General features: G+C 72.4%; 17 protein-coding genes and 1 pseudogene. 16 read left to right on the top strand and 2 right to left on the bottom strand.

Annotated elements, in window-relative coordinates:
• Positions 1 to 260 (top strand): annotated as a pseudogene (locus tag ABZ641_RS14675) (hypothetical protein); the annotation flags it as partial.
• Between the two features lie 64 nt (positions 261 to 324).
• Here the strand turns inward: ABZ641_RS14675 and ABZ641_RS14680 are convergent.
• Positions 325 to 1,077 (bottom strand): glycosyltransferase, encoded by a 753-nt coding sequence (locus tag ABZ641_RS14680; protein WP_359981906.1) that lies wholly within the window; start codon positions 1,075 to 1,077, stop codon positions 325 to 327.
• A gap of 2 nt (positions 1,078 to 1,079) precedes the next feature.
• Positions 1,080 to 1,868, bottom strand: a complete 789-nt coding sequence (locus ABZ641_RS14685; RefSeq protein WP_359981909.1) for a GntR family transcriptional regulator — start codon at positions 1,866 to 1,868, stop codon at positions 1,080 to 1,082.
• 506 nt (positions 1,869 to 2,374) lie between these two features.
• Here ABZ641_RS14685 and ABZ641_RS14690 point away from each other — a divergent pair.
• The 15 genes from ABZ641_RS14690 (at position 2,375) to ABZ641_RS14760 (ending at position 11,445) form a co-directional block, all read left to right on the top strand.
• Complete coding sequence (locus ABZ641_RS14690; RefSeq protein ID WP_359981912.1) at positions 2,375 to 2,650, top strand: hypothetical protein; 276 nt, start codon at positions 2,375 to 2,377, stop codon at positions 2,648 to 2,650.
• Complete coding sequence (locus ABZ641_RS14695; protein ID WP_359981914.1) at positions 2,650 to 2,928, top strand: hypothetical protein; 279 nt, start codon at positions 2,650 to 2,652, stop codon at positions 2,926 to 2,928. Before ABZ641_RS14690 ends, ABZ641_RS14695 begins: the two co-directional genes overlap by 1 nt.
• A complete protein-coding gene (locus ABZ641_RS14700) occupies positions 2,925 to 3,857 on the top strand; it encodes a DUF2637 domain-containing protein (protein ID WP_359981916.1) in 933 nt (310 codons plus the stop codon). Before ABZ641_RS14695 ends, ABZ641_RS14700 begins: the two co-directional genes overlap by 4 nt.
• A complete protein-coding gene (locus ABZ641_RS14705) occupies positions 3,854 to 4,180 on the top strand; it encodes a hypothetical protein (RefSeq protein ID WP_359981919.1) in 327 nt (108 codons plus the stop codon). The genes ABZ641_RS14700 and ABZ641_RS14705 overlap by 4 nt, the downstream gene beginning before the upstream one ends.
• Positions 4,177 to 4,551, top strand: a complete 375-nt coding sequence (locus ABZ641_RS14710) for an RRQRL motif-containing zinc-binding protein (RefSeq protein ID WP_359981922.1) — start codon at positions 4,177 to 4,179, stop codon at positions 4,549 to 4,551. Before ABZ641_RS14705 ends, ABZ641_RS14710 begins: the two co-directional genes overlap by 4 nt.
• Before the next feature lie 18 nt (positions 4,552 to 4,569).
• Positions 4,570 to 4,848: a hypothetical protein gene (locus ABZ641_RS14715; protein WP_359981925.1), complete on the top strand. Its 279-nt coding sequence runs from the start codon at positions 4,570 to 4,572 to the stop codon at positions 4,846 to 4,848.
• Between the two features lie 108 nt (positions 4,849 to 4,956).
• Positions 4,957 to 7,152, top strand: coding sequence for a cell division protein FtsK (locus tag ABZ641_RS14720; protein WP_359981927.1), 2,196 nt, complete (start codon positions 4,957 to 4,959; stop codon positions 7,150 to 7,152).
• Between the two features lie 144 nt (positions 7,153 to 7,296).
• A complete protein-coding gene (locus ABZ641_RS14725) occupies positions 7,297 to 7,563 on the top strand; it encodes a hypothetical protein (RefSeq protein ID WP_359981930.1) in 267 nt (88 codons plus the stop codon).
• 19 nt (positions 7,564 to 7,582) lie between these two features.
• Positions 7,583 to 7,771: a hypothetical protein gene (locus ABZ641_RS14730; protein ID WP_359981932.1), complete on the top strand. Its 189-nt coding sequence runs from the start codon at positions 7,583 to 7,585 to the stop codon at positions 7,769 to 7,771.
• Positions 7,772 to 7,787: 16 nt separating this feature from the next.
• Complete coding sequence (locus ABZ641_RS14735; protein WP_359981935.1) at positions 7,788 to 7,997, top strand: hypothetical protein; 210 nt, start codon at positions 7,788 to 7,790, stop codon at positions 7,995 to 7,997.
• Positions 7,994 to 8,257 (top strand): hypothetical protein, encoded by a 264-nt coding sequence (locus ABZ641_RS14740; protein WP_359981938.1) that lies wholly within the window; start codon positions 7,994 to 7,996, stop codon positions 8,255 to 8,257. The genes ABZ641_RS14735 and ABZ641_RS14740 overlap by 4 nt, the downstream gene beginning before the upstream one ends.
• A 23-nt stretch (positions 8,258 to 8,280) precedes the next feature.
• Positions 8,281 to 8,493 carry a hypothetical protein gene (locus tag ABZ641_RS14745; RefSeq protein ID WP_359981940.1) on the top strand — a complete coding sequence of 71 codons (213 nt, stop codon included), beginning with the start codon at positions 8,281 to 8,283 and terminating at the stop codon, positions 8,491 to 8,493.
• Positions 8,494 to 8,621: 128 nt separating this feature from the next.
• Positions 8,622 to 8,816, top strand: a complete 195-nt coding sequence (locus tag ABZ641_RS14750) for a hypothetical protein (RefSeq protein WP_359981943.1) — start codon at positions 8,622 to 8,624, stop codon at positions 8,814 to 8,816.
• Positions 8,817 to 9,109: 293 nt separating this feature from the next.
• The gene (locus ABZ641_RS14755) at positions 9,110 to 9,967 is read left to right on the top strand and encodes a bifunctional DNA primase/polymerase (protein ID WP_359981946.1); all 858 of its coding nucleotides are present in this window, start codon (positions 9,110 to 9,112) and stop codon (positions 9,965 to 9,967) included.
• A gap of 2 nt (positions 9,968 to 9,969) precedes the next feature.
• A complete protein-coding gene (locus tag ABZ641_RS14760) occupies positions 9,970 to 11,445 on the top strand; it encodes an ATP-binding protein (RefSeq protein ID WP_359981949.1) in 1,476 nt (491 codons plus the stop codon).
• The last annotated feature ends 617 nt before the right edge of the window (positions 11,446 to 12,062 follow it).

The following is a 12,062-nucleotide window of genomic DNA, read 5'->3' on the forward strand; positions in this document are numbered from 1 at the left end:
GGCTGATGCTGCCCGCTGGGGATGCCGTGGTCGACGCGGCCCACGCCGTGCAAGAGGCAACCGCGGCAGTCGGCTGGCAGGCCCGGGGCGTCGTGGACGGCACCTTGGACGAGTGGCGGGCACGGAACGCCGCGGCCTTCGCAGCCATCAACCAGCTCCATCAGCACGCTCGCGTGGACCTCGGGGTGAGCGGCGCCTTCGAGGGCGAGCAGCACTCCGCCCGGGGCCTGCTGCTACCAGGCAGCCGGGTGAGCGAGTAGAACCGCAAAGGCTCGGGCCCGACGGCATCTCTACCGTCAGACCCGGGCCTTTCTGCGTTCCGCGTCAGCCGTCGAAACGCCATCCGTCGAGTGCGGCGAGCGCCCGCGCCCGCGCCTCCACTACCGCCATACGGGCTGACCGCTCGCCTTCGTTGACATGCGCGGCCTGGCTGGTGCTCTGTCCTGGCCACTTGCGGTACAGCAGGCCGGTCTCAGAAGTGAACCATCCCCGGCTGACCGCGTCGAGTGCCATCAACAGGCCGGTGTCCTCCGAGGCCGGCAAGGCCATCCACCCGCCGAGAGCCAGCAGGAGGTCACGTCGCATGCACAGCGTTGCTGGGTGAACCTGAGCGCGGAAGTCATGGGCCGTCCAGTGCGCGAGCACCTCACCGCGCTCGATGGGACCTTCTGCCGGGTCCTGGTCGAAGCCCACCGTGGAACCGTCCGGGAGCAGGTCGAGCACGCGGGATGTGGCCCAGCAGATGCCAGGGCGCTGAAGTGCGGCAAGATCTCGGGCAAGGGTGCCGGGGGTCAGCATGTCATCGGCGTCCAGCACCTTGACGTAGTGCCCCGTGGCCCGGGAGAGCGCCAGCGTACGGGCCACACCTGCCCGCCCGTGCCTTCCCTGGTCAAAGCTGATACGCGAGTCGTCAGGCACATAGGGCCGGACGGCATCGGTCTCGCCGTCTTCCTGGATCACCCATTGCCAGTCCCAGCCCTCGGGGAGCTGCTGGTCGAGCAGGGACTTGTAGGCATCCGGCAGGTACTTGGCTCCCGGTCCGTGAACTGCCGTGATGACGGAGATGACGCCGGTCATGCTCACCACCTGTTCAGAGGAGTCGTGAACACCATCTCGGTGCGGTCGCCGGGCAGGGTCACGTCGGAAACCTCGACCACCTGCCCGCTGGTGTCATAGGAGATCTTCCGCAGAACGAACACCGACACCCCGGGCTTAAGGCCGAGCTCCTCGGCTTCCTCGGCTGTAGGCGGACGCGCCGTGATGCGTTCAACGATGCGGTCGAGCTCGATGCCGATGGTGAAGAGCTGGTTCTGCGTTCCCCCGGGCCAGGGCTCCTGGGAGGGGTCCAACAGGTCAGCGTTGCCCTTGGCCACGTCGTGCACCAGGTACGAGCGAGCGATGTTGAACGGTTCGTCCTCTTCCTGGTACCGCGTGCGGTAGGTCCGCTCAAGCAGGGCCGTACCTACCGGCACGCCGAAGAGGGTTGCAAGGTCCTCGCCGGCCTCGGTCTCCCGAAACTCGGCACGGAACACCAGGTCAGACACGGTCAGGCCCGTGTCGTGCTCGGTAGCTCCGGTCTGCAGCCGGGTCTGCTCCGACTGTCGGGCCCTGTCCTTCTCCCATTGGTGCCGCTCGTTGGTCCGCACGACGACCGTACGAGGCTTGCGGACGAAGTTGCCGCGCCCATGCACCTTGTCCACAACACCTTCCGCCGCCAGTACCGAGAGTGCCTGGCGGATGGTCGGAAGGCTGGTCTTGTAGTGCGCCGTCAGCTCCGGGGTCTCGGAGGGCAGCTTGGCGCCCGGGGCCCACTCGCCGGCGCGAATCCGCGTGCGGAGGTCATCCGCAATCTTCTCGTACTTGGCCATTTCGGACCTCACTGCCCTTCCTCGGGGGATCACGACAGCTTAAGTCCTCAAGAGGTGTTGACGCGAGGGCTGATAGCCCCTCATAGTCTTCCTCAGCTCCTCTTGAGGAGTTCAGGAGATGTCCTCCTGTCAGGCCATCTGGCCTGGCCGGAGATGCCTGTAAACGGCCGCGACAGGGGCCGGTAACCACCGCGCGCACGGCGTCGCGGCAGGACACCCCTGCGGAAGCGTTCGTTGCTTGAGAACTCCATAGGTCCCGCCGAGAACCCCGCGCGGCAACGCATGAGGAGGTGATGGGGGTGAGGCGGATGAGACCCCGGACGGCCCGTAGTGGGCCCCTGCGGGGGTGAGGGTGCGATGCCCTCCCCGTCCACGCACAGCCAACGACGCCGGATGCGTCGGCCGGTTGTTGCCACGAGGCCCGTGGGGTGGGCTGCCGCGCATTCCTTGGCCGGGCGCGCGGCAGCCCTCACGGGCCTCCTCACCTACAGGAGAGGCAGAGACCCGTGAAGTCGATTGTTGCAGGCCAGTACGCCGCAGACTCCAAGGAGTTCGCGGAGCTGGCGTTGGGCGTGGACTTGGAGCTGTTCGCCGGCGTGGCCGGTGAGTCGGCGATCGAGCGCACCGCCCGGATGGACGTCGCCGCCGCGGTGCTGGCGGACCTGCGCCGGGAGGACCCGGAGCTGGCCGCTTACGCCGAGGCCCTGATGGCCACCGCGCCGGTCCCGTTCCGCTCCCGCCGCACGGCCCGCCGGACGGCGGGACTGGGGGTGGCGGCCTGATGGGACGCATCCGCGAGGCCGCCGAACGGGCGGTCACCTCGTTCTGCACCGACCGGCACGGCGCCCCGGCGGCCGACCGGCGGGCCGCCACGGGCGGCGCGATGCTCTCACACATCGCCGCCGACCACGGCCACCCCCTCGCCGCCGTCGCCATCTCCACCCTCGGCGCGGCGGCCGTCGCCGCCGACACAATGTTCGGCCACTCCGAGCCGCCCGAGGGCGGATACGCCGGCTTCACCACCGACGGCGACCAGCCGAAGCGCAGGTGGTTCCGGTGAGCCGCTGGGCAAAGTTCTGGATGGTCGCCGGGCTGCTGGCGGTGGTCGGCATGGCGTTCCGGGTCTCCTGGAACGCGCTGCGGGACGTCGCCACCGCGATCGGCGCCGACGTCGACGCGGCGTTCGTCTACCCGCTCGTGGTCGACGGCCTGATGGCCCTCGCCCTGGTCGCCGCGCTGGTCCTGCCGCAGGCCGACCGCAGGTTCGCGCTGCGGGTGCTCGCCGGGTACACCGCCGCCTCGCTGGTCCTCAACTACGTGCACGGCCTGGTGCCGACTCTGCACACCGCCGGTCGGGCCCGACTGGCCGACTGGGCACCCGCCCACTGGGCCCTGGTCCTGCTCGCCAGCAGCCTGCCGGTCGGCTCCATCTTCTTCGGCTCCGACTTGGTGGCGAAGGTCCTCCACCACAAACCCGAACTAGCAGAAAGCACCCAGACCGTCGTAAATCGGTCGGGGTCTGAGCTGCGCGAACAGGCCCACCCGGGCCCGGTGGAGTCGGTCTACCAGTCGCCCGACCCGACACCCGCCCCCGCGCCGACCGCGGACCCGACCCCGCCCGCCGTCGAGGCCGCGCCGGTTCGTCCGGTGCGGGCGGTCGCGGCGGTGACGAGCCGGCCCCGCCGGGCGACCGGCACCGTGCCGCAGTCGGCCCGTACCGGACGGCCGACCCGCACCCCCGAGCAGCTGCTTGCCGAGGCCCGGTCAGCCACCGCCGACTGGCCCGACGACCAGCTGACCGCGGAGCGCATCCGGGCGGCGGTCCGCACCTCCGCCGACCGCGCCCGCACCCTGCGCGACGCCCTCAAGGCCGAGCGCGCCGCCGGGCGGCCGGGCCTGCACGCCGTGCCCGACACCGACGACCTGCCGCCCGCCGCCGAGGGGCCCGCGCCGGAGACCGGCGAGGGCAGTGAGGAGCAGGCATCGTGAATGCCACCACGTCCGACCAGATCCGGGCGGCCGGCGCACTGCTGGCCCTGCTGACCGCGTTCGCCGACCTGCCCGCCGCCGACATCTGCCTGCGTCAGCCCGACCCCAGCGCGGACACGGGCTGGGGCGTGCGGGTCGACATCCACACCGGCCTGGTCCACTTCGAGCAGTGGCGCGAAGCGCTGGCCGTGCCGACCGAGACCATCGACCACCGCGAGACCACGCACCTCGCGTGGCTGCGCACGATGGCCGAGTTCGCCAGCGTGCCGGTCGAGTTGATCGGCTACTACACCCCCGACCCCGGCCGCGAGGCCGAGCAGTGAGCCGGCCGCGGTTCTGGGACCCGCACGGCGAACGCTTCGGTCTGCCCACCTACCCGTGGCGGATGGCCCCTGACGGGCTGCTGACCCGCCGCCAGCTCCGCACCCGGGGGCTGCGGCCGGGCGGTCAGCCGGTCGCCGCACAGATCCTGTGGCGCTCCCGCCGGTCGAAGGGTGTGCGGGCCGCGCACCTGTACCGCGCCTGCCTGGCCAAGCCGGTCCGGCCGATGACCGAGGCCCGGTGGACCGCGCTCGCCGCGGCGATGCGGGCCCGCCACACCTGCCCGCTGTGTGGGCGGGACGCCGGCTATGTCCTGCCCGCCCACCTCGGCACCTGCCTGCCCTGCGCCGACGGCCTGAGCGCCGCGGCCTGAACCATCAAGGAGAAGCCCGTGTCCGGCACGTTCATCCCCACCGACTCCGCCACCGGCCTGCCGGTCGGCACCGATGCCGTGTTCCTCACCCTCGGCTCCGCGCTGGTCGCCTTGTTCAAGCACGCCAAGTCCGCCGCCACCCACGGCGACGCCCTCGCCTTCAAGTGGCTGTGCCTCGGCTGCAAGATCGGCAATGGCCCCGGCTCCACCCAGCGCCACACCGCCCGCGAGGCGGCGAACACGCACGCCGCCACCTGCCGCTCGATCCCCTGGCGCGCCCTCGGCGACCAGAACTGAACCGCTCTGCAGCACTGGCACCAACACCCGGGACGGCCGCTCAGCTTGCCGGCACGACGGCCGTCCCGGGCCCCATCCCGCACAGCGACCTGTGAGGAAGGACCTCCAGTGAACCAGCACCACACGCCCGACCCGAACCAGCCCGACGACCCGGACGGCCTGTTCGCCGCCCTGGAGGCCGACATGGCCACCGACCGGGCCATCGGCGCCACCGTCCTGGACTTCGACAAGGCCCGCGCCGACCGCCGCCCCACCACCGGCGAGGACGACGGTCTGCTGCCGGTGTACGTCGACTCCCGTGACCCGCGCGACCGGAAGGCCGGGTCGGTGGACCGGATGGCGACCGCCCGCTCGGCGAAGCGCCGCCCGATCATCCCCGCCTGGGCCCGATCCAAGGCCGAACTGCTCTCCTACGCCCGCTGGCTGGGCGGGAACGCCGCCCACACGGCCGGCTACCACGCGGTCCGCTCCCCGCTCTACGCCGGCAAGCTGCTCGCCCGTGCCCCGCGCGGCACCGCCCGGCTGGTCGGCGGCACCTTCCGGTGGGTGACCGACGCCGAGGGCCGCCCCGTGCGCGCCGCCTCGGTGCGCCGCGAGGACGTCGAGCAGTACCTGATCCTGTCCCGGCAGCGCGACCGCCGAGTGCGCGCCCGCGGCGTGATCCTCGGCCTCGCGACGGTGCTGGGGGTGGCGTTCACCGCGGTGCTCCTGGTCGCCACCCCCGGCTGGACCACCCTCGCCCTGGCCACCGCCGCGGCCCTCGCCCTCGGCGCCGCGGGCGGGCAGGCCGACCAGCCCCTCATCGACCGCGCCGTCGTCGCCACCAAGGTGCAGCGCCTGACGTCGGACATCGTGGTGCGGGCGTTGGGGGCGATGGGCATCGCGGAGATCAACAAGGCGATGGCCAAGGGCGGCGACGGGATCAAGTTCGTCGCCCCGATCACCCGGGACGGCAACGGCTGGCGCGCCGACATCGACCTCCCGTACGGGGTGACCGCGATCGACATCATCGACAAGCGCGACCGCCTCGCCTCCGGCCTGCGCCGCCCGCTCGGCTGCGTGTGGCCGGAGCCGGTGCACGACCAGCACGCCGGCCGGCTCATGCTGTGGGTCGGCGACCAGGACATGTCCCAGACCAAGGCCCCCGCCTGGCCGCTCGCCACCGCGGGGACGATCAGCCTGTTCAAGCCGCTGCCGTTCGGCACCGACCAGCGCGGCCGCTCCGTCAGCATGCTGCTGATGTTCGCGAACGTGCTGATCGGCGCCATGCCCCGGTTCGGCAAGACCTTCGCCCTCCGGGTCCTGATGCTGGCCGCCGCGCTCGACCCGACCGCGGAGCTGCACGTGTGGGAGCTCAAGGGCACCGGCGACCTGGAGGACGCCGCCAAGGTCGCCGCCGACTACGGCTCCGGCGCCGACGACGAAACCATCGAAGGCGCCGTCCACTCCCTGCGCTACGTGCACAAGGAGCTGGAGCGCCGCGCCGCGGTCATCCGCTCCCTGCCGAAGGAGCGCCGCCCGGAGAACAAGGTCACCCCGGAACTGGCCGCCGACCGCAAGCTCGGCCTGCACCCGCTGGTGCTCATCATCGACGAGTGCCAGGAGCTCTACTCCCACGACACCTACGGCAAGGAAGCCGGCACCCTCTCCGAGGCCATCATCAAGCGCGGCCCCGCCATGGGCGTCATCCTGCTGCTGGCCACCCAGCGCCCCGACGTGAAGTCCCTGCCCTCCGGAGTCAGCGCGAATGTCGGCATCCGGTTCTGCCTGCGCGTGATGGGCCAGACCGAGAACGACATGGTCCTCGGCACCTCCAGCTACAAGAACGGACTGCGGGCCACCTCGTTCACCGCGAACGACAAGGGCATCGGCTACCTCGTGGGAGCGGCCACCGACGCGCAGATCGTCCGCTCCTACTACCTCGACGGCCCCGCCGCCGGCCGCATCATGGACCGCGCCCGCGCCGCCCGCATCGCTGCCGGCACCCTCACCGGGGTGGCCGCGGGCGAGACCCCGGAGCGCGCCAAGAACAACACCGGCATCCTGGACGACCTGATCTCCATCTGGCCCGCGGGTGAGGCCAAGGTGTGGTCCGAGACGCTGGTGGCCGCGCTCGCCGCCCTGGACGAGGACCGGTACGGCGGGTGGGAGCCCGAGCAGCTGTCCAGCGCGCTCAAGCCGCACGGGGTGAACGCCGGGCAGGTCGGGCGCCGCATCGACGGCAAGTTCGTCAACAAGCGCGGCATCGAGCACAAGGACATCGTCGATGCCATCACCCGGCGTGACGACAAGCGGCCCGCCTGACGGCATCCCGGGGCTGCTATCGATAGCGGGCGCCCCTGCTATCGATAGCAGCCCCGATAGCGGCCCATCCCTGCTCTGAGCTGGCTGCTAGCGGATAGCGGCCCACCTGCGCAAACCCCCGAAACCGCCCCGGGAGGCCCCCGCGTGACCCTCGCCGCCCTGGCACTCGCCTGCCTGCTCGCCATCACAGTGTGTTACTACCTGGTGTGTTGGGTGAACCCGTTCGGCCGCTGCCGCACGTGCACCGGTACCGGCCTGCTCATGCCCACCGGCCGTCTGCGGAGCCGCCCGAAGCCCTGTCGCCGCTGCCAGGCGACCGGCCGGCGGCTGCGGATCGGCCGCCGCCTGCACAACCACTCCACCACCGCCCGCGCCGCCGCTCGTCGCATCCGCGACGACGCCCACCGCTAACCCCGAGGGGAGAACCGCCGTGCTCGTCACCGTGTCCGCCGCGCTCCTGATGGCCGCCGCCTCCGGTGCGCTCCTGTACTTCCGCCGCCTCGGCCCCGGCGCCGCCACCGTCGTCTGGCTGTCCGGCTTCACCGCCGCCAGCACCGGCCTCGCCGGCCCCGTCAACGCCCTGCTCACCGCCGCCGTCCACGCCCTCGCCCAGCACTGAGCCCGAGGAGCCCACCGTGACCGCACCCGTGATCCGGCCACTCGCGGCCGTCCATCTTCGTGAAGCCCTCACCGCCGCCGCCGACGGGCACGCCCCCGAGGCACTGGCCGCGCTGATGCACATCGACAACGAGTCCTGGCAGGCCATCACCGGCCGCCTCGCCGCCCTCGGCACCGACCTGCTCGACGTCCTCGCCACCACCGCGAACGGAGGCACCACCCCGTGAGCACCGCCGACCTGGTCACCGCCGCCGTCCTGTTCGGCCCCGGCCTCGCCGGCACCGCCGCCTACCTGACCACCCAGCGCGGCTGGCGCACCGACACCGCCGCCGTCCGCACCGTCCTCGCCGAATCCGCCGCCCACCGCGCCGCCGACGGCGGCCTGCCCCCGCAGGGCGGCGAGCCCGCCCCCGAGTCGCTGGCCGCGGAGCCGGTGCGGCTCGCCACCGTCCTGCCCTTCCCCACCACCCACCGCCGCGCCGCCTGACCCCAGACAGGGAGAACACCGCCATGGCCAAGAAGGACCCGCGCACCTACCTCGACCCGCGGCAGATGGGCGCCGACAACCTCACCGACGCCGCCCGCCTGTTCCTCATCGGCGTCCGCGTCGTGCGCGCCGAGAACCGCGGCAAGTCCACCGCCCGCCTGGAGGCCCGCGCCGACCGCATCCAGAACGAGGCCATCGCCCGCTGGGACGCCAAGTACGGCAACCCCCGCGACTGACCCGCGCTGGAGTTCCCTCGCTCCTCCCCTCCACTCGCCCCGATCAGCAAAGACTCCCTGACAGGGAGGCAGGGAGGCACCCGCCGAGGTGCCCCCTGCCTCCCTCCCGGACACCACCCGGAGGAACCGTGTTCACCGCCAACACCGAGGTCCTGATCACCTCCTGCGAGGACGACCCCCGCGCCGTCGGCCGCACCGGCCGCATCGTCGACCAGGTCCCGCCCGGCCCCCTCACTGGCGGCCGCTGGACCGTCCGCGGGGTCGGCCTCCTGATCGGCACCGTCCTGTGCCACACCCACGAACTCACCTCCACCGGCCGATGACCGCCGCCATGTTCGACACCGGCGGACGCGGCCGCCCCACCAGCGCCGGCGCCTAGGACAAGCGGCGGCCAGCAACGTGACCGCCCTCGACTGGCGCGCGCCCGCCACTACGACCGCACCAGCGACCACCCGTGTCGCTGGTGCGGCCGCCCCACCCCACTCCGCGACGACCAGCGCAGGCCCGCCCACAAGGTCTGCGCCGCGAGCAGGACGAACAACGACGACGGCCCCCTTCCGCCAGGAACCGGGGCCGCCGCCAATCCAGCACCCTCAGAGAACTGGAGACGTCCAGCATGACCCAACTGATCGACGTTCGGGGAGAGCACCTGCCCGTGGCTCTCTCCTTGGCGCTGCGCGGCGTGCCCGTGCTGCCGTTGCGCCCTGGGAAGGTGCCGTTCGGCAACTGCCGGCACTGCGCGAACAACGCGTGCGGCGGCCGGCCGAACATGAAGACCCCCGGTCCCTGCACCTGCCCGGCCCCGTGCCACGGCTGGGCCGCCGCCACCACCAACCCCGACGTCCTCAACTCGCCCGCATGGGCGCGGGCGTGGCACGAGGCCGCGGCGGTGGCCTACCACCCCGGCGGCGCCGACCTGACCGTCGTGGACCTCGACAACGCGGACGCCATCACGTGGGCCCGCGCCAGCCTGCCCGCCACCCGGACCGTCGCCACCACCCGCGGCGAACACTGGTTCTACCGCGGCGTCATGCCCTCCGCCAACGCCGTGCGGCCCGGCGTCGACATCAAGTCCACGATGTCCTACGCGCGGTGGCTCGGCCCCGGCACCGGCCCCCTCGCCGCCCTGCCGGACACGGTCCGCGCCCTGCTGGTCAAGGAGCCGACCCCGGTCCGGCCGACCTCGGTCACGGTGCCCGCGCCGGCCGGGCGCGGTGGGAGGTGCCCGCACCGCAGCCCGGCCTTCCTGGAGCGCGGGATCGCCATGGCCGTACAGCGGATCACCGACGCGGCCGGCGGGGTGCACGCGACCGTGTTCGGGGCGTTCCTGGCGGTGCTGTCCACGCACGGCCGGTGCGGCTGCCTGACCGAGGCGCACACCGCCCGGTTGTTCGCCGCCGCGCAGGCCCGGGGCGAATCGCCGCGGCACTGCGCCGACGCGTGGGCCAACGCCGTGACCAGGTTGGGGATGTGACCGTGGCCGACGAGGAGAAGACCCCGGCGCGCGAGGTCATCGCCGACTACGCCCAGGCGCATTTCCGGTACTTCCGCACCGCGGACGGCACCGTGTACGCGCAGCGCAACGGCCACCCGGTGGCCCGTCCGATCCGCTCGCAGGGCACCACCGGCAGCCACCGGCAGGAACTCATGGTCAACCTGTACCGGGACGGCGTCGGCGTGTTCAACGGCACCGCCATGAAGGAGGCACTGGACCTGATCGAGGCGCTCGCCCTGTCCGAGGAGGTGCGGCCGGTCCACATCCGGGTCGCGCCCGGGTTCGACGGGGCGACGTGGCTGGACCTGGGCCGCGCCGACGGCCTGTCGGTGCGCATCCACCCCACTGGCTGGGACCTCGCCGTCCCGGACCCGCGGGAGGTGTGCTGGCGGCGCACCCAGCTCACCGGCGAACTCCCGGTGCCGGAGAAGGACACCGACGGTAAGGGCATCGACCTGCTGTTTAGGCTGTGCAACTTCGCCAACGCCAGCTCCGAGTGCCTGGCCATGGCGTGGCTGATCGGCTGCCTCGGCCCGTCCGTGCCGGTCCCGGCGCCGTTCCTCACCGGGCCGCAGGGCGCGGGCAAGTCCACCGCCGGCCGGATGCTCCTGCGGATCATCGAGGGCATGAGCGGCGACCTGCGCCGGGCCCCGAAGGACGAGGAGAACCTGCTCGCCGCGGTCGCCGCCGGGTGGATTACCGCCCTGGACAACCTCTCCCACATGACCCCGGACATGTCGGATGCGATGTGCTGCATCGTGACCGGCGCCGAGAACGTCAAGCGCGCCCTGTTCACCGACGGCGACGTGTTCCGGGTCGGCTACCGCCGCCCGATGCTGCTGACCGGCATCGACGTCGGCGTCATCCGTCCCGACCTCGCCGAGCGGCTCCTGCCTTTGCGGCTGGAGCGGCCCGCCGTCCGCCGCACCGAGGCGGAGCTGTGGGCGGAGTACGCCGAGGTGCTGCCCGTCGTGCTCGGCTCGCTGCTCGACCTCACGGTCAAGGTCCGGGCGGTAGAGGCGGAGACCCCCACCGACCTGCGGATGGCGGACTTCGCCCACCTGTGCGCGCAGCTCGACGCGGCGACCGGCCTCGGCGCGCTGCCCGCGTACCGGGCCAGCCTGGACGACCTGAACGACGATGTGATCGAGGGCGACCTGCTCGCGCAGACCGTCCTGCAGCACGCCGAGACCATCGCCCCGGGCACCGCGCAGCGCATGACATCCACCGAGTGGCTGGCATGCCTCAGCCGCCTCTACGCCGGCGACGACCTGCGCTCGGTGCCGAAGGGCTGGCCCACCACCGGCAAGGTCCTCTCCGACCGGCTCAAGCGCCTCCAGCCCACCCTCGCCGCACGCGGTGTCCTCATCGAATCCGGCCGCACCAGGGAGGGCCGCTACCTCGAAATGACCCGCCCGGCCCCCGCGCTGCCGCCCGAGCAGCCGCCGCTGCAGTGACCGGGCCAGGCCGAACGGCAAGAAGAGCACCGGCCTCCGCGAGGAGGTGCTCCTCTTGCTGTTCGGCGAAGCCGCGCAAGGGTCGCGCCGCGCAGCGGCTCCCTCTTTTCGCTCGGAGCGGCGCCTAACTACCTACAGACACCCCGTCTTTTTTCCTAGGTAGGAAGACGCTGCGTCACCTGCGTCACGCGCGCCGGAAAACGGCCTCTGACCTGCGGCTTTGGGGGTGACGCAGGCGGCAGGCTCTGCGTCATCCTGCGTCACCTGCGTCACCGGCTGCGTCACGGTGACGCAGCCGGTGACGCACGGGTGACGCAGGCCCCGGCCGCTGCGACACCCAAAGCCGCAGGTCAGAAGCCCGGATGACGCTGATGACGCGGTGACGCAGAAATCCCCACCTCCGACACATGCGCAGCGCTCTCCGCCCCCGCCCAGCACCGGGAAGGACCCACCCTTGGCCATCGCCGCCACGCGCCCCAGCCTTCCGCCCCTGCCCACCCGCTACCTCACGCCCGAGGACATCTCGGCCCTGTTCGAGGTGCCGCTGGAGACCATCTACCAGTGGCGCCGCAAGCGCACCGGTCCGCCCGGATTCCGCGTGGGCCGGTACCTGCGCT

It is taken from the genome of Kitasatospora sp. NPDC007106 (assembly GCF_040634455.1).
GTDB lineage: Bacteria > Actinomycetota > Actinomycetes > Streptomycetales > Streptomycetaceae > Kitasatospora > Kitasatospora arboriphila.

What these genes read in the sequence shown, in the direction of transcription:
- ABZ641_RS14680 (WP_359981906.1), bottom strand. Translation starts at nt 1,077, where the DNA reads ATGACCGGCGTCATCTCCGTCATCACGGCAGTTCACGGACCGGGAGCC.
- ABZ641_RS14685 (WP_359981909.1), bottom strand. Translation starts at nt 1,868, where the DNA reads ATGGCCAAGTACGAGAAGATTGCGGATGACCTCCGCACGCGGATTCGC.
- ABZ641_RS14695 (WP_359981914.1), top strand. Translation starts at nt 2,650, where the DNA reads ATGGGACGCATCCGCGAGGCCGCCGAACGGGCGGTCACCTCGTTCTGC.
- ABZ641_RS14745 (WP_359981940.1), top strand. Translation starts at nt 8,281, where the DNA reads ATGGCCAAGAAGGACCCGCGCACCTACCTCGACCCGCGGCAGATGGGC.
- ABZ641_RS14755 (WP_359981946.1), top strand. Translation starts at nt 9,110, where the DNA reads ATGACCCAACTGATCGACGTTCGGGGAGAGCACCTGCCCGTGGCTCTC.